Source organism: Polaromonas sp. P4_F9 (assembly GCF_056401235.1).
The window spans coordinates 39,684-60,171 of the sequence record NZ_JBFUJT010000004.1 but is presented as its reverse complement, the minus strand read 5'-3'; the positions used below and the strand labels follow the sequence as shown (position 1 = coordinate 60,171).

Here is a 20,488-nt window from a genome sequence, read left to right as displayed (position 1 = left end):
AGTCGGCTGCAATAACGCCCGCTTTGGTTGAGCGCGGGCTGCCGTACGGTTGCCGCCCGCGATGCGCCCTGTTTTATTTGTTGCGCAAAACCAGGGTTCCCAGCAGCGACGCGTCCCGCACGGCCGTCAAGCCGTGCTCTACACCACCCGCCAGCCAGAGCAGCTGGCCCGCCTTCATGGTCTGGGTTTTTCCACCCGCCGTGAACTTGACCTCGCCTTCCAGGCACTGCAGCGTGATTTCACCCTGGACGTGGTGCGAAGGCACGGTTTTGCCGGCGGGCACGACCAGCCACATGACTTCAAGCCCCTCGCTCTTGAACAGTGCGATGGTTTGCGCTTCCGGGAGATTTTCGGCGAGGGGACGAACGTCAATGAGCTGCCCCGACTGGGCGTGCGGAATGGCCATGATGGAACTCCTGAAAAGTGCTGCTGATGCCGGGAATACTTAGAACCTGTTTACGATCTAAACGGGGCCGCGCAAGCACCTTCTCGGGATGGGATGCAAGGCACGGTGCGCCGCCCATAGCTTGGGCTATGGGCAAGCGCCGCAACGCCGCAGACCGCCCGAGAAGGCGCTTGCCCTTCGGGTTGGGGTGAAATCGGGCGATTGAGCCACCCAGGCCCTTGCATGGGCATTAAGCCCATGCGGCGGACCTGGGCGGCCCACTCATCCCGATTACACCCCAACGCGGCCCCGTTTAGATCGTAAACAGGTTCTTATACCTGAACGGCAGAAGCAGTCGACGGCCATCCGAGTGGCTTGCTCGGGTTTGGCGCGCTATTTTTCAAGAGCAACAGGTCATTTTCCCAATTAGTACGGGAGCAAAACGCTATCAAAAACAGGCGAATGTCGGTGTGAGCCGGGCGCTCCGGCGGTTTGTGTGGTGGGCCGCTTTTTGACCTGGCAACCAATCCCGGGTAACCTGACCCACTCCGGCAGGCGGCTTCCGAACCGATTCATGGGCTGCGTCCTTTTGTCCTTTTGGATTGGGCTAAACTGAAAACCGTTCACGCTGCATCTGACTTTCACCAACAACACCTGGGAGCATTCCATGGAGAACACCAACAAAGACAAGCTGATCACCGACATGAAAGTGGTACTCGCCGACGTGGAGGACCTGCTCAAGTCAGCGGCTGCGACCACCGGCGAAACCGCCGTGGCCCTGCGTGAAAAAGCGGCCGGCAAGCTCAGGCTGGCGACCGAAAAACTGACCGGGCTGCAGGAAGCGGCGCTGCTCAAGAGCAAAGAGGCGGCCAAGCTCACCGACGACTATGTCCATGCCCACCCCTGGAGGGCCGTTGGTATCGCCGCTGCGGCCGGGTTTTTGATTGGCTTGCTGGTCAACCGAAAGTAAGCACCGCAGCCGTCTGATGAGTCAACCTGCCGCCAGCCGGTTCATGGCAAACCGCTGCAGCCCTTGAATGACTGACGCCACCATGAACACCCCCCGGCCCAAACCCCAAAGCGCAGACGCCCTCGATGTGGACCAGCCGCCGCGCCTCTTCGCGTCGCTGCGCCAGCTGCTCATCACGGTGCTGGGCATGGCGCATACGCGCATGGCTTTGGCGGGCGTGGAGTTGGAAGAAGAGCTGCAGCGGCTGATTGGCCTGTTGCTGAGCATGCTGGGCCTGCTGGTTTTTGGCCTGGTCGGCGTGCTGATGTTCACGCTGATGGTGGTGCTGGCCGTTGACGCGGCGCAGCGTGTGGCGGTGCTGGCGTTCTTTGCGGCGAGCTACCTCGGCTTCGGCGGCTGGTTCTGGTGGCGCATCCAGCGTGCGCTGGCGACACGCCCGCCTTTTTTGCAGGCAACGCTGGCTGAAATGACGCAAGACCGTGAGGCCTTGGAAGCCGCCCTGGCACCTAACGCGCAGCGCGAAGCTGCACCATGAGGGTTACGCCATGAGCGACGCAGCCACCAACGCTACCGCACAACGGGAACTGAGAAAGCAGCTATTGCTGATGCGCGCCGCGACGGAGCGCGCCGAGATGGTCGGTGCTGTTGATGCAGCACGGCAGAGGGCGACTTTTTTCAAAATCGGCGGTGTGCCAGGCTTGGCCCTGGCCAAAGGCCTGCCGCTGGCCTTGGGGCTGCTTAAGCGCGCACCCCTGGTCAGTTCGCTGCTGTCGCTGGCGCTGTCAGGCGTGCGCCGGCCCTTGCTGCCCTTGCTGCGATATGGGCTGCTGGGTGCGGGCTCGGCCCTGCTGGCGTGGAAGGGCTACCAATGGCTCGCCGGCCGGCCTGGGCAGCCTGCAGCGCCGTCCCCGGAACAGCCTGCTGACTCTGACGATAGCCCGCAGGATTAGACGCTTGATAAGAGCGGGTGCTGCGACGAAGCTACTTGCCGGATATCGATACGCCGCCAATCCGCTGCTGGCTTCGGCCCGCTCAGATTTCCAGGTTGTCAATCAGCCGGGTGTTGCCCAGTTTGGCCGCGCCCAATACCACCAGCGGCTCTGAAGCCAGCAGCCCCTGCGGTGGCAGCAGGTCGGTGCGGCGGCGCACGGTCAGGTAGTCGGGTTTCCAGCCGCGGCGTGCCAGCGCCTGCATGGCCTGGGCTTCCAGCGCGGGGAGGTCGGGCGTTGGCGTGGCCCGGGCGGCATCGCCGAGCGCTTTCAGGGCCTTGAAGAGTTGCGCGGCTTCAATGCGCTCGTCGGGGCTCAGGTAGCCGTTGCGCGATGACAGCGCCAGCCCGTCTGCGGCACGCTGGGTTTCGCCGGCCAGAATCTCGATCGGCAGGGCAAACTGCTGCACCATGCGGCGCACCACCAGCACCTGCTGGTAGTCTTTTTTGCCGAAAGCGGCAACGCCCGAGGGCATGCCGGCATAGACGCACGAAAAGAGCTTGAGCACCACCGTGCTGACGCCGATGAAGAAGCCGGGGCGAAAGTGCCCTTCGAGGATGTCGCTCAGGTCCGTGGCGGGGTGTATCTTGTAGGTTTGCGGTTCGGGGTACAGCTCTTTCTCGCGCGGTGCAAACAGCACATCGCAGCCCGCGGCTTCCAGGCGCTGGGCATCGGTGTCCAGCGTGCGCGGGTAGCTGTCGAAATCCTCATGCGGCGCAAACTGCAGGCGATTCACAAAAATGCTGGACACCGTCACGTCACCCAGCGGCTTGGCCTGCCTGACCAGGGCGATATGGCCGTCATGCAGGTTGCCCATGGTGGGCACAAAGGCCGGGCGTTGGAAGGGCCCGAGTTTTTCGCGCAGTTCGGCGATGGTGTGAACGATGTGCATGAGGTCTCCTCGGCTGCTTGTTTTTGACGGAACCTGAATTACCACGCGTGGGTGGCGTTGACCGGGAAGCTGCCGTCTTTCACGGCGTGGACAAAGGCTTCCATGGCGCCGCGCACGCTGGGTGCCCCGTCCATGAAGTTGCGTACAAATTTGGGCATCTTGCCCAGGTTCATGCCCAGCATGTCATGCAGCACCAGCACCTGGCCCGAGGTGCCGTTGCCCGCACCAATCCCGATGGTGGGGCAGTGCGTCAGCGTCTGGGTGAGCGCGGCTGACAAAGCCGCAGGCACCATCTCCAGCACCAGCATGGCGGCCCCGGCATCCTGTAGCTCATGGGCCTCGCGCTTGAGCGTGGCGGCGGCCTCCTCGGTCTTGCCCTGCACGCGGTAACCGCCCAGTGCATGCACGGTTTGCGGTGTCAGGCCCAGGTGGGCGCAGACGGGAATGCCGCGCTCGACCAGAAAGCGCACGGTATCGGCCGTCCAGCCGCCGCCTTCGAGCTTCACCATGTGCGCGCCGGCCTGCATCAGCACCACGGCGCTGCGCAGGGCCAGCTCCTTCGACTCGTGGTACGTGCCAAAGGGCAGGTCACCGATCAGCCAGGCCGTGGCGTGCGAGCGGCGCAGGCCGTTGGCCACGCACTCGGTGTGGTGGCGCATGGTTTCCAGCGTCACGCCCACGGTGCTCGTCAGGCCCTGGCAGACCATGCCGAGCGAGTCACCGACCAGGATGCATTCCACGCCGGCCGCGTCGGCCACGGCTGCGAAGGTTGCGTCGTAGGCGGTCAGCATGGTGATTTTTTCACCTTGCGCATGCATCTCGCGCAGGCGCGGCAGGCTCAGCGGCTTGCGCGCCGAGGGCGTGGCGGCGGGCGGCAGCGTGCCATAAGGCGTGGCCGGGGGCGAGGCAGAAACGTTCTTCGCTGGGGTCATGGTTCAGTCCAAAGTTAGCGAGAGTCTAACGAGCTTGCCCGTGCTTTTCACCACCGTTTTAGAGGGGTCTGACCAGCCCGCTCAGCGAACGTCCGGCGCCGAGCGGCTCATGCCCAGGCGCTCCAGCAACGTCACGTCGGCCTCGGTGTCGGGGTTGCCGGTGGTGAGCAGCTTGTCGCCGTAAAAAATGGAGTTGGCGCCCGCGAGGAAACACAGCGCCTGCACGCCGTCCCCCATTTGCTGCCGGCCCGCCGACAGGCGCACGCGCGCCGTGGGCATCGTGATGCGGGCCACAGCAATGGTGCGCACAAATTCAAACGGATCCAGGTCCGCCTGGTTCGCCAGCGGCGTGCCTTCAACCTTCACCAGGTTGTTGATCGGGACCGATTCAGGGTAGGGCGTGAGGTTGGCCAGTTCGGCCACCAGGCCGGCGCGCTGGCGGCGGGTTTCGCCCATGCCCACAATGCCGCCGCAGCAGACTTTCACGCCGGCGCTGCGCACGCGGGCGAGTGTGTCTAGCCGGTCCTGGTAGTCGCGCGTGGTGATGATATCGCCGTAAAAATCAGGGGCGCTGTCGAGGTTGTGGTTGTAGTAGTCGAGGCCCGCGCTTTGCAGCGTCTGCGCGTGGCCGTCTTCCAGCATGCCCAGCGTGGCGCAGGTCTCCAGGCCCAGGGCCTTGACGGTGCGCACCAGCTCGGCCACTTTTTCAATGTCGCGGTCCTTGGGCGAACGCCAGGCTGCGCCCATGCAGAAACGCGTGGCGCCGGCGGCCTGTGCACGCTGGGCGGCAGCCAGCACTTCGGCGGGTTCCATCAGCTTGCTGGCTTCCACGCCGGTGTCATAGCGGGCGGCCTGCGGGCAGTAGCCGCAGTCTTCGGCGCAGCCGCCGGTTTTCACCGACAGCAGCGTGGCAAATTCAACCCGTGTGGGGTCGAAGTTCTCGCGGTGCACCGTTTGCGCGCGGTGCATCAGTTCAGGAAACGGCAGGTTGAACAGCGCTTCAATCTCGTCAACGCTCCAGCGGCCGTGTTCCCGTGGCTGGACGGCGGGGCGGGGCGGGTGGAAGGCGAGGGGTTGGGTCAAGACAGAGGACATGAACGTGGGGCTCCCGAATGAATGAAAGTGCTGAAAGTGTTCACTGAGGCACCGTCATGAATGAATGTGATGCAGCGTGTCTGTTTGTTCGGTGTGCGTGAGCAAACGCGCTGTGCAGGGCGACTGGGGGTCGTCATCTTTCACCGCTGATTTTACCCAGCCCTGACGCCCACCGGATTTCTCACGTGGAGCCAGGCCTGGCCAGCTCTGTCAGGGCCTGCACCAGCCGGTCAATGTCGGCCTCGGTGTGCGCGGCCGACAGGGCAATGCGCAAACGGGCCGTGCCCTCAGCCACGGTGGGCGGGCGAATGGCGGGGACCCACAGTCCGCGTGTGCGCAGGCCTTCCATCACGGCCAGCGCCGCGTCGTTGGGGCCAATCACCACGGGCTGAATCGCGGTGGGTGACTCGCCGAGCCGCCATGAGCTGCCTTGCAGGCCTTGAGCCAGGCCGCTCCTCAAGCGGGCAATGAGGCGCTGCAGGTGCTCGCGCCGCCACTCGTCCTGCTCAATCAGTTGCAGGCTGGTTTGCAAGGCGGTGGCCAGCAAGGCAGGGGCGGCGGTGGCAAAAATGTAACTGCGGGTTTTTTGCAGCAGCCATTCAACCAGTGCCTCACTGCCCGCCACAAACGCCCCGGCCACGCCCGCGGCCTTGCCCAGCGTGGCCATGTAGAGCACGCGCGGTGAAGCATTCTCACCAGACAGGCCAACGTGGGCCAGGCAACCCCGCCCCTGCGGGCCCAGCACGCCAAAACCGTGTGCGTCGTCGAGCAGCAGCAGGGCGTCATGGCGCTCGCACAGTGCCAGCAGCGCGTGCACATCGGCCACATCGCCGTCCATGCTGAACACGGCGTCACTGATGACGAGCTTGCGCCGCGCCGGGCTGCTGATGAGTTCCTGCTCCAGTGCGGCCAGGTCGGCATGCGGGTAGCGGTGAATCTGTGCGCTTGACAGCCTTGCGCCGTCAATCAGGCAGGCGTGGTTCAGCGTGTCTGAAAAAATCGCATCGCCCTTGCCCACCAGCGCGGGCACGATGCCGATGTTGGTGGCATAACCAGCGTAAAAATACAGGGCGCGCGGCTGGCCGACAAAGCGGGCCAGTGCGGCTTCCAGCGCCTCGTTGGCGGCGCTGTGGCCGCTCACCAGTGGCGAGGCCGCCGCACCCACGCCGAAAGCCCGGGCACCGTCGCAGGCGGCTTGCACCAGCGCGGGGTGGCCGGCCAGGCCGAGGTAATCGTTGCTGCAAAAAGCCAGCATGCGCTGCCCGTCAACCTGCAGGTGGGCGCCATCTTCAGGCACGACGACGCGACGCCGGCGACGCAAATGCGTGCGGTCCAGCTCGGCAATGCGCGCCGGAAATTCATCAAGCCAGGAATTTGTCAGTGGGGTGTTGATTGCCATGCCAGGGGGAGTTCCAGGTTCAGGGTTGTGGGGTCGGGCTGCGACTGGTACGCAATGCTGGCCAGCAGCGGTGCGGCCAGCTGGTGCTGCAAAAAGGCGATGTTGTCGCTTTGCGCGAGCATGCCGGGGTCGATATGGTTGGCCACCCAGCCCGCCAACGTGAGGCCGCGTGCGCGAATGGCGGCGGCCGTCAGCAGCGCGTGGTTGAGGCAGCCCAGGCGCAGGCCCACCACCAGTACCACGGGCAAGCCCAGCGCCTGCGCCAGATCCGCGCCGGTTTCCGTATCCGACAGCGGCACCATGAAGCCGCCCGCGCCTTCCACCACCACGGCGTCGGCCAGCTGCAGTAATTGGCGGTGGCAGGCGACGATGTGGGCGATGGCGATGCGAACGCCGGCGCGCGTGGCGGCAATGTGCGGCGACACCGCGTCGGGCAGCAATACGGGGTTGTCCAGTTCGGGGGGGACGCGGCAGCTGGAGGCGGCGCGCAGGGCCAGCACGTCGTCGTTGGCTTGCTGGCCGTCCATCAAGGTCGTGCCTGCTGCCACCGGCTTCATGCCGACCACGCGCGGGTAGTGCGCGGCCAGTGCATGCAGCAGCGCCGCACTGACCAGGGTCTTGCCCACGCCGGTATCGGTGCCGGTCACGAAAAAGGAAATTTTCGGACGCTCAGCCATGCGCAGCTTCTTCGGCCAGCGTGGCCTGCAGGGCCGCCAGCGCGCCGCGTGCCAGAAAACCGGCGTTTTCCTCGTCCATCACATAGGGCGGCATGGCGTAAATCGTGTTGCCAATCGGCCGCAGCAGCACACCCTGCGCCAGCGCGTGCTGGTAGTAGCGGCGCGAAAAGCCGGGCAGCGCACCGGCGACGTCCCAGGCCCAGATCATGCCGAGCTGCCTGGCGTTCCGGATACGCGGATGGGCGGTCAATGGCGCGAAGGCTGCGGTCAGGCTGCGCGCCACCGTGACATTGCCGGCCAGCACATCGTTTTGTTCGAACAGCTCCAGCGTGGCCAAGGCGGCGCGGCAGGCTAGCGGGTTGCCAGTGTAGGAGTGCGAATGCAGAAAGCCGCGCGCCACGTCGTCGTCGTAAAAGGCCTGGTAGACCGTGTCGGTGGTCAGCACGGCCGACAGCGGCAGGGTACCGCCGGTCAGGCCTTTTGAGAGGCAAATGAAGTCGGGCCGGATGCCAGCCTGCTGGTGGGCAAACATTGTGCCGGTGCGGCCAAAGCCGGTGGCTATTTCGTCCACCACCAGATGCACCTCGTAGCGGTCACACAAGGCGCGCACCCCGCACAGGTAGCTGGCGTCGTGCATGGCCATGCCAGCGGCGCACTGCACCAGCGGCTCCACGATGAGGGCCGCGGTTTCTGCGTGGTGCTGCTCGAGCCAGGTCTGCAGCGCGCCAACCGCACGGTCTGCCACGTCCACAGCGCTTTCGCCTGGATGGGCCGTACGGGCATCGGGGCTGGGCACGGTAGCGGCCAGTCGCACCAGCGGCGCGTAGGCCTCGCGGAAAATGGCGATGTCGGTCACGGCCAGCGCGCCCACGGTTTCGCCGTGGTAGCCGCCGGTCAGTCCCACAAAGCGGCATTTGCCCGGGCGCCGCGTGTTGCGCCAATAGTGCGCGCTCATCTTCAGCGCGATCTCGGTGGCCGAGGCGCCGTCGCTGCCATAAAAGGCATGACCCAGTCCGGTCATCTGCGCCAGCTTCTCGGACAGCGCCACCACGGGCTCGTGGGTAAAGCCGGCCAGCATGACGTGATCGAGCCGGCCGAGCTGGTCAATCAGCGCCGCCCGGATGTGGGGGTGGTTATGGCCAAACAGGTTGACCCACCAGGAGCTGATGCCGTCGAGGTAGCGGTGGCCTTCAAAGTCGTGGAGCCACACGCCTTCGGCCCTGGACACCGGAATCAGCGGTTGCGATTCGTGCAGCTTCATCTGCGTGCAGGGGTGCCACACATGCCGCAGGCTGCGCTGGACCATCGAGGTGTTGTCCATGGATGCTCCGGTTTAAAAGACGGTGGAGGCCAGCGCTTGTGCAGGCGGGCAGGGCGGCGCGCGGGATGCGTGACGGGCGATGCGTGGATTCAGGACATCTGAACCGGAATGGTCGAGCGCTCTTCCTTGATTCGGTTGTCGGGGTCGACAAACACCAGCTTGGGCTGGAAGCCGGCGACATACTCTTCATGCACCTGCGCAAAGGCTGCAATGATGACGAGATCGCCCACGGCGGCCCGGCGGGCCGCGGAGCCATTGACCGAGATGATGCGGCTACCGCGCTCGGCCCGGATGGCGTAGGTGATGAAGCGCTCGCCGTTGTTGATGTTCCAGATATGCACCTGCTCGTTCTCGCCCAGGTTGGCAGCGTCCAGCAGGTCTTCGTCAATCGCGCACGAGCCTTCGTAGTTCAGTTCGCAGTGGGTGACGCTGGCGCGGTGGATTTTCGATTTGAGCAGGGTGCGAAACATGATGGGATGGCAGTAAAGAAGTGACGATTAATCTGTGGCAATCAGATGACGGCCTTGAAACAGCGAGACAATAAAGCATCTGTTACCGTCATATCAGTAACATTTAGTCTGTTGAACCGTAGTCTAGGGGAGTCTTTATTCCATCTGGGCGAGTCTTTATTCCAACTGGTTATGAAAAAGTCATTTGATTTCTCGGCTGAGGCCATCGTTGAGGTAGCCAAGGCCGACGCAATTCTTGCGTTGGCCGAAGATGTGGGCGCGGGCGATTTGACGGCGGGGCTGATTGATCCGGCCCGCAGCGCCAGAGCGCAGGTGCTGGCACGCGAAAGCGCCGTGATTTGCGGCAGCGCCTGGGTGGAAGCGACGATTCTGCAGCTCGACCCCCAGGCCCGCCTGACCTGGCATGTGCGGGACGGCGAGCGCTGCGCCGCCAACCAGGTGGTGCTGGAGATACAGGGGCGGGCGCAGGCCCTGCTGACGGCCGAACGCACAGCGCTTAATTTTCTGCAGCTGCTGAGCGCGGTGGCCAGCAAAACGGCTGGCTATGTCGCTGTGGTGCAAGGCACGCGGGCGCAGATCGTCGACACCCGCAAAACATTGCCCGGCCTGCGCCTGGCGCAGAAATACGCGGTGCGCACCGGCGGCGGCACCAACCACCGGGTCGGCCTGTATGACGCGGTGCTGATCAAGGAAAACCATATTGCCGCTGCCGGCGGCATTGCGCAGGTGCTGGCGCGCGCGGCCGCGGTGGCGGCACAGGCTGATTTTGTGCAGATCGAGGTTGAAGACCTGGCCGAGTTGCAGCAGGCCCTGAATGCCGGTGCCCGCATGGTCCTGCTCGACAACATGGACCTGGCACAGTTGCGCGAGGCGGTGCGCATCAACGAGGGGCGCGCCAGCCTGGAGATTTCCGGCGGCGTGACGCAGGAAAGCCTGCGCAGCCTGGCCGAAACCGGAGTGGACCGGATTTCCATTGGCGGCCTGACCAAGGACGTCAAGGCCATTGATTTCTCGATGCGCTTTCACGATCTGTAAGGAATTGCGATGACCGCCGTGATTGATGTTGAATACGACTCGCCGCACCCGGCGGCGGTTCCGGGCGCCTCGGCGTGCGACACCCGGCACGCCTGGGCGCGTGTACCGGTCGAGCCCGGCCCCAAGCAGCGCGCCGCGCTCAAGGACAAGATTCGCCAGCTGCTGAAGGAGCGCAACGCGGTGATGGTGTCGCACTATTACGTGCACCCCGACCTGCAGGACCTGGCCGAGGAAACCGGCGGCATCGTCAGCGACTCGCTGGAGATGGCGCGCTTTGGCCAGAGCCATGCGGCGCAGACGCTGGTGGTCTCGGGCGTGCGCTTCATGGGCGAAACGGCCAAGATTGTTTCGCCCGAAAAGCGCGTGCTGATGCCCGACCTCGACGCGACCTGCTCGCTGGACCTGGGTTGCCCGGTCGACGAGTTCAGCGCTTTTTGCGACGCGCACCCCGACCGCACCGTGGTGGTCTATGCCAACACCAGCGCGGCCGTGAAGGCGCGCGCCGACTGGGTGGTCACGTCCAGCTGCGCGCTCGACATTGTGCAGGCACTGAAAGACAAGGGGCACAAGATTTTGTGGGCGCCCGACAAACACCTGGGCGGCTACATCCAGCGCCAGACCGGCGCCGACATGGTGTTCTGGAACGGCACCTGCATCGTGCACGACGAATTCAAGGCCTTCGAGCTCGAAGCGCTCAAGAAGGAACACCCGAATGCCAGGGTGCTGGTGCATCCCGAGTCACCGGCCGATGTGGTGGCGCTGGCCGATGCGGTGGGCTCGACCTCGGCCATCCTGAAAGCCGCGCGCGAACTGGACGCCCCGGAGTTCATTGTTGCCACCGACAGCGGCATGATGCACAAGCTGCGCACGCTCAACCCCGGCAAGATCTTCATCGAGGCGCCGACGGCTGGCAACAGCGCGACCTGCAAGAGCTGCGCGCACTGCCCCTGGATGGCCATGAACAGCCTGGCGGGCCTGGCCCATGTGCTGGAGACCGGCCGCAATGAAATTCACATTGATCCGGCGCTGGGCCTGCGTGCCCGCCTGCCGATTGACCGCATGCTGGCATTTACCGCTGCGCTGAAGGCCGGCCAGCCGGCGGGCGCGCTGGTGCCGAACATCGGCGCGGCCTGATGGGCGCCTTTTCGGCACTCATCGACTTCTCCAATCCGGACCATCCCGACGGGCCACGTCTGCGCCAGGCCTTTGGCGTGGCGCGCCAGGTGCTGGTGGCGCGCGAGCCGCAGCAGGTGCGCGCGGTGCTGGACGCCGTGCAGGAGGCTGCACAGCAGGGCGCCTGGTGCGTGGGTTACCTGCGCTACGAGGCCGCGCCCGCCTTCGATGCCGCGCTGGCCGTACATCCGGCGGACGGGCCCCTGGCATGGTTTGCGGTGTACGACGAGGCTTTGCCATGGCCCGGGGACGCGGCGGACGCTGTGGATGCGGCGGATGCGGCCGTCCAGGTGCAGTGGCAGGAGACCTGCCCGCGCCCCGTTTTTGACGCGGCGCTGGCAGGCATCCAACGCGCCATTGCCCAGGGTGAGCTGTACCAGGTCAACTTCACCGCGCCGCTGCTGGGCACGCTGCGCGGCGAGCCGGGCGGTGATGCGGCCCGCGCCCTCTTTTCCGCCCTGCAGCGGGCCCAGCCCGGTGGCTATGCGGCCTTTCTGGACACCGGCGATGCACAGGTGCTGTCGGTATCCCCCGAGCTGTTTTTTGACTGGCATGGCGGCCATATCCTGACACGGCCCATGAAGGGGACGGCGCGGCGCGGCGCTTTGCCGCATGACGATGCCGCGCAGGCCGAGGCCCTGCGCACATCGGTCAAAGAGCGCGCCGAGAACGTGATGATCGTGGACCTGCTGCGCAACGACCTGTCGCGCATCGCCCGGCCGTTCAGCGTGCGGGTGCCGCGCCTGTTCCACACCGAGGCGCTGTCCACGCTGTGGCAGATGACCTCGGACGTGGAGGCGCGCACGCGCGAGGGCTGTTCGCTGGCGGATGTCTTTGCCGCGCTGTTCCCCTGCGGCTCGGTGACCGGCGCGCCCAAGGTGCGCGCCATGCAGATGATCCACGCGCTGGAGCCGCAGGCGCGGGGTGTGTACTGCGGCGCCGTTGGCGTGGTGCGGCCGGGCGAAGACGGCATCAGGGCCACGTTCAATGTGCCCATCCGCACCGTGACCCTGTGCGGTGGGACGCTGCGCTGCGGCATTGGCAGCGGCATTACGGCGGACGCCAGCGCCGAGGGCGAGTGGCAGGAGTGGCGCCACAAGCAGGCCTTTGTGCAGCGTGCCAGCGCGCCGTTCGCGCTGCTGGAAACGCTGGGATTGAAGGACGGGTGTCTGCGTGATGCCGACGCGCATCTGGCGCGCATGGCGCAGGCCGCCCGGCATTTCGGCTACCCCTGGGATGCCCTTCAGGTGGAGCAGTCGCTGCAGGCCCTGGTGCGGGCCCATGCCCAGGGTGCCTGGCGCGTGCGGCTGCTGCTGGATGCGCAGGGCCGGCTGCAGGCCGAGGCCCATGCGCTGGATCCCGGGCCGGCGCGCGTGCGCCTGCGCCTGGCCGACCGTGCCATCGCAGAGGCGCACGATGAATTCGTGCGCTTCAAGACCACCCGGCGTGCCCACTACGACGCCTTTACGCCCACGCAGGCGGGCGTGTTCGATACCTTGCTGTGGAATGCCGACGGCGAGATCACCGAGTGCACACGCGGCAATGTGGCGCTGCTGCTGGACGGCCGCTGGGTCACGCCGGCGCTGCGGTGCGGATTGCTGGGAGGCGTAGGGCGTGCCAATGCCTTGCGCGAAGGCCGTGTGACGGAAACCGTGGTGCGCCTGGAGGATCTGCCGCGGGTGCAGGCGCTGGCTTTTGTGAACAGCCTGCGCGGCTGGCTGGCGGCGGACCTGGAGCCGCGCACCGCGTGATGCCCGCGTGGCGTCAGGCCGTGGGCGGCACGAGGATGGTGGGCGTTGCCGTGGCCGCCATGGCCGGGTAATCCCGGCTGAAATGCAGGCCGCGGCTTTCATGCCGGGCCTGGGCCGAGCGAACAATCAGTTCGGCCGCCTGCACCAGGTTGCGCAGCTCCAGCAAATCGCGCGTGACGTGAAAATGCGCGTAGTACTCCTGGATTTCGCCCTGCAGCAGCGTGATGCGGTGGGCGGCGCGCTCCAGGCGTTTGTTGGTCCGCACGATGCCCACGTAGTCCCACATGAAGCGGCGCAGCTCATCCCAGTTGTGTGAAATCACCACGGCCTCGTCGGCGTCGGTAACGCGGCTGTCGTCCCATTCAGGCAGGGCGGGCACCTGGGGGCGTGGCGTCCGAACGATGTCCTGCGCCGCGGCGCGTGCAAACACCATGCATTCCACCAGCGAGTTGCTGGCCAGCCGGTTGGCGCCGTGCAGGCCGGTGCAGGCCGTCTCGCCAATCGCATACAGGCCGGGCAGGTCGGTGCGGCCGTCCAGGTCGGTCAGCGCGCCGCCGCAGGTGTAGTGCGCTGCCGGCACCACGGGAATCGGCTGCTTCGAAATGTCGATGCCGAACTCCAGGCAGCGGGCGTAGATATTGGGGAAATGCGCCAGGATGAAGGCCAGCGGCTCGTGTGAAATATCCAGGTGCACGCAATCAAGGCCGTGCTTTTTCATCTCGAAGTCGATTGCGCGCGCCACCACATCGCGCGGCGCCAGTTCGGCGCGGGCATCGTGCTGGGGCATGAAGCGCGTGCCGCCCGCCGATTCGGGCAGCAGCAGGCGCCCGCCTTCGCCGCGCACCGCCTCGCTGATCAGAAACGACTTGGCGTGCGGGTGGTACAGGCAGGTGGGGTGGAACTGGATGAATTCCATGTTGGCCGCGCGGCAACCGGCACGCCAGGCCGCCGCCACGCCGTCACCGGTGGCGGTGTCGGGGTTGGTGGTGTACAGGTAGACCTTGCCGGCGCCCCCGGTGGCCAGGATGGTGTGCGGCGCGCTGAAGGTGAGGACCTTGTCGGTGGCTTCATCGAGCGCATACAGGCCGAGGCAACGGTCGGGTTCAGCCGCCGAGGTGTGGCCCAGCTTGCGGGCGGTGATCAGGTCGACCAGCGTGTGGTTCTCAAACAGCGTGATGTTGGGCGTGCGGCGTACCTGCCCGATCAGCGTGCGCTGCACGGCGGCGCCGGTGGCGTCCGTCACATGCACGATGCGCCGGGCGCTGTGGCCGCCTTCGCGCGTCAGGTGCAAGCGACCGTTCTGGCCATCCTCCTGCGAGAACGGCACGCCCATCTCCTGCAGCCAGGCAATGGTTTGCGGCGCGTTTTCCACCACAAAACGGGTGGCGGCCGGATCCGACAGGCCGGCGCCCGCCACCAGGGTGTCGTCCACATGCGACTCAAAGCTGTCGTCCTCGGCCATCACGGCGGCAATACCACCCTGGGCCCAGCCGCTGGAGCCGTCGTTCATCGCGCGCTTGGTCAGCACGGCCACGCGGTGGGTGGGGGCCAGTTGCAGCGCCGCCGTCAGGCCGGCCAGGCCGCTGCCGACGACCAGCACATCAAACACATGTTGCACAGGGGCAGTTGAATCAGGCATGGAGGATGAATATCAGGCGGGGGTGTAGGCCAGGCGCACGTAAACCGGGGCAAAAGCTTCGGCCTGCGTGACTTCGAGCAGGCCTTCCTTGGACAATTCGAGCAGCGCGATGAAGGTCACCACCAGCACCGGCATGCCGCGTGTGGCGTCAAACAGGTCTTCAAATTCGAGGAACTTGCGGCCCTGCAGCTTACGCAGCACGATGCTCATGTGCTCGCGCACCGAGAGCTCTTCCCGGGAGATGACATGGTGCTGCACCAGGCGGGCGCGCTTGACAATGTCGCGCCAGGCCTCCTGCAGGTCGACCACGTTGACGTCGGGAAAGCGCGGCTGCAGCGACTGCTCCACATAGACCTGCGCACGCAGGAAGTCGCGGCCGAATTGCGGCACCTCGTTGAGCCTGTGGGCGGCCAGCTTGATCTGCTCGTACTCGAGCAGGCGGCGTACCAGCTCGGCGCGCGGGTCTTCGGCTTCCTGGCCCTCGGCCACCTTTTTGGGCGGCAACAGCATGCGCGACTTGATCTCGATCAGCATCGCGGCCATCAGCAGGTATTCGGCCGCCAGCTCCAGGTTGGTGGCGCGGATCTCGTCGACATAGGTGAGGTACTGGCGCGTGACCGCCGCCATCGGGATGTCGAGAATATTGAAGTTCTGCTTGCGGATCAGGTAGAGCAGCAAGTCCAGCGGGCCCTCGAATGCCTCCAGAAACACCTGCAGGGCATCCGGCGGGATGTACAGGTCGTGCGGCATCGCAAACAGCGGCTCGCCATAGAGCCGGGCCAGCGCCACCTGGTCGATCACTTCCGGCATGTCCGGGTCCAGGTTGGCGGGCAGGTCCTGACCGGCTGCGGGCGGCAGATCCTGGGGAGAGGGCAGGGAAGGATTCTGGGACATATTGCGGCAACCGCAGCCGGGGGTGACAAGGCAGGTTTGCTATAAAAAATATAGCTGCTAAAAATAGAGCTGCTTATTCCCGGTTTTCGGGGTCGGAAGCCTGTTTGGCAATTACTTGCCGTTGGGGTGATTGCTCGTGCCGTACACATAGGGCTGCTGCGGGACACGGGCGTCGCTGTAATCGGCCTCGTCCTGCAGGCTCAGCTTTTTGTCCCACAGCAGGGCCCGGCCGGCCCGCTGTTCGGCCTCCAGTGTGGGCTTCTTCGCCTTGAGCTGGTCAATGAACTGGGTGACTTCGGAGGTGTAGTCGGGGCGGCGAAAGAAGGACATGGGTCTAAACTGCCTAAAACATGTAGTTGACTGATTTTACCGGGGGTCTGCCTTGCGCTCATTGTTACCTGTCTCCGCGCCTGTTCCGGTGGCCTTTTCACCGGTCGGCCCGCAGGGGCCCTCGCTGCCGCCAGCCACTAAAACTTCCAGAAGGACGATTGCTTGTATGGGCCTGCTGTCATTTGTTCTCGGGCTGGCCGGCTGCGACCCGCAGCGCATTGCCGAACTGGAGGAAGGTGTGTCCACCGAGGCCGATGTCCGGGCGCGTTTCGGCGAGCCCGAAAAAATCTGGGAGGCCTCCGACATGGCCGACACACCGTTGCCGGGTGTTACTGCCGAACCCGGCGCACGGACCTTTGAATACAACCGCCAGCCCGAGGGCCAGGTCAATTACATGATCACCATAGGCGCGGACGGCAAGATGAGCGCACTGCGCCAGGTGCTGACGCCGCGGACCTTTGCCAAGGTGCTTCCCGGCATGCGCATGGAGCAGGTGCGCAAGATGCTCGGCAAGCCAATGAAGATCACGCCTTACTCGCTCAAGCAGGAAACGCATTACGACTGGCGTTATCTCAGCGATCCCAATACCCCGCGGATTTTTACGGCGGTCTTTGATCCTGATTTGCGGGTCATCAGGACCGGCTCGGTGGACGACCCCAAAACGGAGTTGGGCGGCAACAGGTAGGTTGCCGCCGGGCAAGGCCGACCTTGCGGCAGGCGAAAAGCCAAGGCTTGGGTAAAGCGTTGTCCACAAGACTGTATACAATTTTGAATTTTGGGCTATCATGCGCCCATGAAATTCTTTGCCGCCGACCTCATTGCGGGTGCTGACCGGGTAATTCGTGTGGGCTTTCAGTGTCCGGTGCGGTCCCTGCCCGGCTGCGTAGGCTTGGCGAGGATCTAGCATGCTGCCGGGCCTGGTGCTGTTTTACGTGGGCGCGGTGCTCATTCTCAATGGGCTGTGGATGCTTGGCCGCTTCGGCGATCGCGAAGTTTGGGTCATCAACCTGTTCACCGGCGCAGTGACCCTGCTGGTGGCCTTGAAGTACGCTTTCGGCGCGGACGCCGACGCCGCGTCGATCAAGGCCGCCGCACTGTCCCTGCTTTTTTCCTTCACCTATCTGTGGGTGGCCATCAACCGCCTGAGCGGAGCCGACGGCCGTGGGCTCGGATGGTTCAGCCTGTTCGTTGCCATCACCGCCGTGCCGGTGGCTGTCGATACGCTGCGCGGCGCCGTCAGCACCTGGGACGTCTGGCTGGGCCTGTCCTGGGCCGCCTGGGGCGTGCTGTGGCTGTTGTATTTCCTGCTGCTGGCGCTGCAAAAGCCGGTGTCTCGCCTGGTGGCCTGCGTGGCGATCAGTACAGGCGTCCTGACCGGCTGGCTGCCTGGCTATCTGCTGTTGACCGGCGCCATGGTCTGATCGCGCCCACGATTGACGACATCTCCCCGGAAAGGACCGCATGACCATCTCCCCCGACGACCTCACGCCCATGCAACTCGCCATCGACGCCTCGCGGGTCGCGCTCCAGGCAGGTAACAGCCCTTATGGCGCAGCTCTCGTCTCGGCAGACGGCCGGGTGCTGCATGTGGCCGGCAACACCCAACAAACCAGCGGCGATGCCACCAACCACGCCGAAATGGTGCTGCTGCGCGAGGCCGAATCGCGACTGGGCCAGGCGACGCTGCGCGGCAGCACGGTGTACGCCAGCGGCGAGCCCTGCGCCATGTGCAGCGGCGCCCTCTATTGGGCCGGCGTGGGCCGCGTGGTGTACGCCGCTTCCAACGATGTCATGGCTGGGCTGATGGGCGCTGACACGGTGCTGCCGATTCGCTGCGCTGAGGTTCTGGCCAATGCCTCGCCTGCGGTGCAGGTGGACGGCCCGGTACTGGCCGAGGCGGCCGCAGCGGTGCTGCGCGAGGCTGCGGCGCTGCGCGTCAGCAATTCCGTGCGCAAATAAAACTTCAGCTGTTCTTCGTACCCTTGACCTTGCCGGGAGTGGGAGTGGGAGTGGGAGCGGGCTGCGGATTCGCCTGCGTCACGCGGCGAGCAGCGTGCGACAGCAGGTCGCGAAACCAGCGGTGCGGCGGCGAATGCTGGGAGCGCTCGTGCCAGAGCTGGTAAAAGCGCATGCGCGGAAAATCAAACGGCGGCGTAGAGATGGTCAGCGGCAGTGTGCGCGCGAAGTGGGCCGCAAAATGCCGCGACGTCGTGAACACCAGGTCGGTGTTCACCAGCAGGTAGGGTGCCAGTTCGAAAAACGGCACGACGACGCAGGCATCGCGCGACACGCGCAGGCTGGTGAAATGGGTTTCGACGACACCGCGCTGCGCCTGCGAATACGGCAAGGGCACGATATGACGCGCGGCGAGGTACTGCTCGCGGGTCAGGCCGCGGGCAGCCCGCCGGTCGTGGCTGCTCATCAGGCAGACCACCTCGTCTTCGAGCAGAACCGACAGGTGCAACTGCTGCGGCGGCTGGGGCCAGTTGCCAATGACCACATCCAGGTCACCCTGCGCCAGCGCGCGCTCGTAGTCGAAGTCGGTCCCGAGCGGCTGCACCATGAGCCGGGCGCGAGGTGCTTGACGCCGAAAAGTCTCGACGGCTCCGGCCAGGAAAGGCGCCGCCATGAAATCCGGCGAACCGATGCGAAAGGTCTGCGTGCTTGACGCCGGATCGAACTGATCGGCGTCGGCGCGCATCGCGTCAATCTCGCCGAGCGCTCGCCGGGCGTGTTCGCGCAGCACCAGCGCCCGGTCGGTGGGTGCCATGCCGCCCTTCTCGCGCACCAGCAAGGGATCGCCAAAAATCTCCCGCAGTTTCTTAAGCGCGATGCTGATGGCAGGTTGGGACTGATTTAACCGGATGGCGGTGCGCGATACATTGCGCTCTGTCACCAGGGTCACCAGCACGCGCAGCAGGTAGCTGTCGACGGGATCGGCGGGTCTGCTCATGGGTGGGTTTTCTTATGCTTCGGGCTCCATGGTATTCGGATTCCGCAATTCTGCTTATAGCAATCCTCGTGCGCGGGGCGCACCGCTTGTCCGTAGACTGGCTGCTCCTCGCAAGGCGCGTGAATTGTGCGCCTGAATGTGAAGGTGCAAGCGAAACCGCAGGGCCCGACCGGCCCGTGGTTCACCCCAAACGACATTGGAGACAAGCATGAGTACAGCAAGCGTCACGCTACCCCTTGCCCAAGCACCCGCCAAGACGGAGCTGGACAATGTGTACAAGAAAATTTTCCTGCGGCTGATCCCGTTTTTGATGGTGCTGTGGATCCTCGCCTGGATAGACCGCGTCAACATCGGCTTCGTCAAGCTGACCATGCTCGACGACCTGAAATGGAGCGAAGCGGTCTACGGCCTGGGCGCCGGCATTTTCTTCCTTGGCTACTTGTTCTTTGAAGTACCGAGCAACCTGCTGCTGCAAAAAATCGGCGCCAAAAAAACCATCATGCGCATCACGATAGGCTGGGGCCTGACCAGCATCGCGATGATGTTCGTGACGACGCCACAGATGTTTTACTTCCTGCGCTTCCTGCTCGGCGTGTTTGAAGCGGGCTTTTACCCCGGCATCATCCTCTACCTCACGTTCTGGTTCCCGAACGACCGCCGGGCCAAGGCTTTCGGCATGTTCATGTCGGCCTCGGCGCTGGCGGGCGTGATCGGCGGGCCGCTGGCGGGCTTCATCATGACCACTTTCAACGGTGTCAACGGCTGGCAGGGCTGGCAGTGGGTGTTTCTGCTGGAAGGCATTCCGTCGGTGATTGCGGGCTTCGTGACCTGGTTCTACCTGACCGACAAGCCCGAACAAGCCAAGTGGCTGACGCAGCATGAATGCGATCTGGTGCACGCCGACCTGGAGCGCGACGCCAAGGCCCTGGGCCATCGCGAGCACAGCATGCTGGCTTCGCTGAAGGACTCGAAGATCTGGCTGATGATCCTTATCTATTTCTGCATCATCGCGGCGAACTCGTCACTGACCTTCTACGGCCCGACGCTGGTCAAGGAAGTCGGCTTCACCAGCCCGCTGGCGGTCGGCTGGATCATGGCGGGCGCCTACCTGTGCGGTGCGGCGGGCATGATCCTGAACGGATTCCATTCCGACAAGCAGCAGGAGTCACGCTACCACTGCGGCATTGCGGCGGCACTCGGGTCTGCCTCGCTGCTGGTGATTGCCACGGTGCTCAAGACCAGCCCCTTGCTGACCCTGGCAATGCTCACGCTGGCCATCGTCGGCACCATGAGCGCCATTCCGGTGTTCTGGCAAATGCCCAACCGCTTCCTGTCTGGCGCGGCGGCGGCTGGCGGTGTGGCGCTGATCAACTCGGTGGCCAACCTGGCTGGCTTCGGTGCGCCCTGGATGCTCGGCCTCATCAAGACCTCGACAGGCTCGCTGTCCGCCGGCCTGTACGTGGTGGCCGCGTTCGAGATCTGCGCGACGCTGCTGATCCTGAAGTTCGTCCCGCGCATCCACAAGACCCATGCGGCCGTCAGGGCGAGCTTTCAAAAAGCCTGATCAACACGGGAAAACCGCC

The 20,488-nt window shown here is 65.0% G+C and carries 22 protein-coding genes; 10 read left to right on the top strand and 12 right to left on the bottom strand.

Annotated features, from left to right (window positions below; all coding sequences use genetic code 11):
- Window positions 1-73: 73 nt before the first annotated feature.
- Entirely contained in the window at window positions 74-406 is a 333-nt protein-coding gene (locus AC1DUB_RS05070) for a cupin domain-containing protein (protein WP_477719930.1), read from the bottom strand.
- Between the two features lie 646 nt (window positions 407-1,052).
- On the opposite strand from AC1DUB_RS05070, the gene AC1DUB_RS05065 reads away from it, so the two are divergent.
- The 3 genes from AC1DUB_RS05065 to AC1DUB_RS05055 all read left to right on the top strand — a co-directional run bounded on the left by AC1DUB_RS05065 (window position 1,053) and on the right by AC1DUB_RS05055 (window position 2,305).
- Window positions 1,053-1,355, top strand: coding sequence for an ElaB/YgaM/YqjD family protein (locus AC1DUB_RS05065; RefSeq protein WP_477719929.1), 303 nt, complete (start codon window positions 1,053-1,055; stop codon window positions 1,353-1,355).
- A 67-nt stretch (window positions 1,356-1,422) separates the two neighbouring features.
- Complete coding sequence (locus AC1DUB_RS05060) at window positions 1,423-1,890, top strand: phage holin family protein (RefSeq protein WP_477728584.1); 468 nt, start codon at window positions 1,423-1,425, stop codon at window positions 1,888-1,890.
- Window positions 1,891-1,900: 10 nt separating this feature from the next.
- Entirely contained in the window at window positions 1,901-2,305 is a 405-nt protein-coding gene (locus AC1DUB_RS05055; RefSeq protein ID WP_477728583.1) for a hypothetical protein, read from the top strand.
- 82 nt (window positions 2,306-2,387) lie between these two features.
- Here the strand turns inward: AC1DUB_RS05055 and panC are convergent, their stop codons facing one another.
- From panC to panD, 7 genes are all read right to left on the bottom strand, one after another.
- Window positions 2,388-3,236, bottom strand: coding sequence for a pantoate--beta-alanine ligase (panC, locus tag AC1DUB_RS05050; protein ID WP_477728582.1), 849 nt, complete (start codon window positions 3,234-3,236; stop codon window positions 2,388-2,390).
- A 38-nt stretch (window positions 3,237-3,274) separates the two neighbouring features.
- Window positions 3,275-4,168, bottom strand: coding sequence for a 3-methyl-2-oxobutanoate hydroxymethyltransferase (panB, locus tag AC1DUB_RS05045; RefSeq protein ID WP_477728581.1), 894 nt, complete (start codon window positions 4,166-4,168; stop codon window positions 3,275-3,277).
- An 81-nt stretch (window positions 4,169-4,249) separates the two neighbouring features.
- Window positions 4,250-5,263 carry a biotin synthase BioB gene (bioB, locus tag AC1DUB_RS05040; protein WP_477728580.1) on the bottom strand — a complete coding sequence of 338 codons (1,014 nt, stop codon included), beginning with the start codon at window positions 5,261-5,263 and terminating at the stop codon, window positions 4,250-4,252.
- Window positions 5,264-5,444: 181 nt separating this feature from the next.
- Window positions 5,445-6,662: an 8-amino-7-oxononanoate synthase gene (bioF, locus tag AC1DUB_RS05035; RefSeq protein ID WP_477728579.1), complete on the bottom strand. Its 1,218-nt coding sequence runs from the start codon at window positions 6,660-6,662 to the stop codon at window positions 5,445-5,447.
- On the bottom strand, window positions 6,641-7,339 hold the full coding sequence (gene bioD / locus AC1DUB_RS05030) for a dethiobiotin synthase (RefSeq protein WP_477728578.1): 699 nt from the start codon (window positions 7,337-7,339) through the stop codon (window positions 6,641-6,643). Before bioD ends, bioF begins: the two co-directional genes overlap by 22 nt.
- Window positions 7,332-8,660 carry an adenosylmethionine--8-amino-7-oxononanoate transaminase gene (locus AC1DUB_RS05025; protein WP_477728577.1) on the bottom strand — a complete coding sequence of 443 codons (1,329 nt, stop codon included), beginning with the start codon at window positions 8,658-8,660 and terminating at the stop codon, window positions 7,332-7,334. Before AC1DUB_RS05025 ends, bioD begins: the two co-directional genes overlap by 8 nt.
- 89 nt (window positions 8,661-8,749) lie before the next feature.
- Window positions 8,750-9,130, bottom strand: a complete 381-nt coding sequence (gene panD / locus AC1DUB_RS05020; RefSeq protein WP_477719920.1) for an aspartate 1-decarboxylase — start codon at window positions 9,128-9,130, stop codon at window positions 8,750-8,752.
- Between the two features lie 171 nt (window positions 9,131-9,301).
- Between panD and nadC the strand changes: the two genes are divergently transcribed.
- From nadC to pabB, 3 genes are read left to right on the top strand one after another with little or no spacing between them, the layout of a single operon-like run.
- Complete coding sequence (gene nadC / locus AC1DUB_RS05015) at window positions 9,302-10,165, top strand: carboxylating nicotinate-nucleotide diphosphorylase (protein WP_477728576.1); 864 nt, start codon at window positions 9,302-9,304, stop codon at window positions 10,163-10,165.
- A 9-nt stretch (window positions 10,166-10,174) separates the two neighbouring features.
- The gene (gene nadA / locus AC1DUB_RS05010) at window positions 10,175-11,299 is read left to right on the top strand and encodes a quinolinate synthase NadA (RefSeq protein ID WP_477728575.1); all 1,125 of its coding nucleotides are present in this window, start codon (window positions 10,175-10,177) and stop codon (window positions 11,297-11,299) included.
- Complete coding sequence (pabB, locus tag AC1DUB_RS05005; RefSeq protein WP_477728574.1) at window positions 11,299-13,089, top strand: aminodeoxychorismate synthase component I; 1,791 nt, start codon at window positions 11,299-11,301, stop codon at window positions 13,087-13,089. Before nadA ends, pabB begins: the two co-directional genes overlap by 1 nt.
- Before the next feature lie 13 nt (window positions 13,090-13,102).
- Here the strand turns inward: pabB and nadB are convergent, their stop codons facing one another.
- From nadB to AC1DUB_RS04990, 3 genes are all read right to left on the bottom strand, one after another.
- Complete coding sequence (nadB, locus tag AC1DUB_RS05000) at window positions 13,103-14,728, bottom strand: L-aspartate oxidase (protein WP_477728573.1); 1,626 nt, start codon at window positions 14,726-14,728, stop codon at window positions 13,103-13,105.
- Between the two features lie 12 nt (window positions 14,729-14,740).
- Window positions 14,741-15,622, bottom strand: coding sequence for a segregation and condensation protein A (locus AC1DUB_RS04995; protein ID WP_477728572.1), 882 nt, complete (start codon window positions 15,620-15,622; stop codon window positions 14,741-14,743).
- A gap of 111 nt (window positions 15,623-15,733) precedes the next feature.
- Window positions 15,734-15,952: a DUF3460 family protein gene (locus tag AC1DUB_RS04990; RefSeq protein WP_011481865.1), complete on the bottom strand. Its 219-nt coding sequence runs from the start codon at window positions 15,950-15,952 to the stop codon at window positions 15,734-15,736.
- Between the two features lie 166 nt (window positions 15,953-16,118).
- Between AC1DUB_RS04990 and AC1DUB_RS04985 the strand changes: the two genes are divergently transcribed.
- The 3 genes from AC1DUB_RS04985 to AC1DUB_RS04975 all read left to right on the top strand — a co-directional run bounded on the left by AC1DUB_RS04985 (window position 16,119) and on the right by AC1DUB_RS04975 (window position 17,911).
- On the top strand, window positions 16,119-16,637 hold the full coding sequence (locus tag AC1DUB_RS04985; RefSeq protein ID WP_477728571.1) for an outer membrane protein assembly factor BamE: 519 nt from the start codon (window positions 16,119-16,121) through the stop codon (window positions 16,635-16,637).
- 220 nt (window positions 16,638-16,857) lie between these two features.
- Window positions 16,858-17,373, top strand: coding sequence for an AmiS/UreI family transporter (locus AC1DUB_RS04980; protein WP_477728570.1), 516 nt, complete (start codon window positions 16,858-16,860; stop codon window positions 17,371-17,373).
- A 40-nt stretch (window positions 17,374-17,413) separates the two neighbouring features.
- The gene (locus tag AC1DUB_RS04975; protein ID WP_477728569.1) at window positions 17,414-17,911 is read left to right on the top strand and encodes a nucleoside deaminase; all 498 of its coding nucleotides are present in this window, start codon (window positions 17,414-17,416) and stop codon (window positions 17,909-17,911) included.
- 4 nt (window positions 17,912-17,915) lie between these two features.
- Here the strand turns inward: AC1DUB_RS04975 and AC1DUB_RS04970 are convergent, their stop codons facing one another.
- On the bottom strand, window positions 17,916-18,905 hold the full coding sequence (locus AC1DUB_RS04970; protein WP_477728568.1) for a LysR family transcriptional regulator: 990 nt from the start codon (window positions 18,903-18,905) through the stop codon (window positions 17,916-17,918).
- Between the two features lie 208 nt (window positions 18,906-19,113).
- Here AC1DUB_RS04970 and AC1DUB_RS04965 point away from each other — a divergent pair, with 208 nt between their 5' ends.
- The gene (locus AC1DUB_RS04965; RefSeq protein WP_477728567.1) at window positions 19,114-20,469 is read left to right on the top strand and encodes an MFS transporter; all 1,356 of its coding nucleotides are present in this window, start codon (window positions 19,114-19,116) and stop codon (window positions 20,467-20,469) included.
- Window positions 20,470-20,488: the final 19 nt, after the last annotated feature.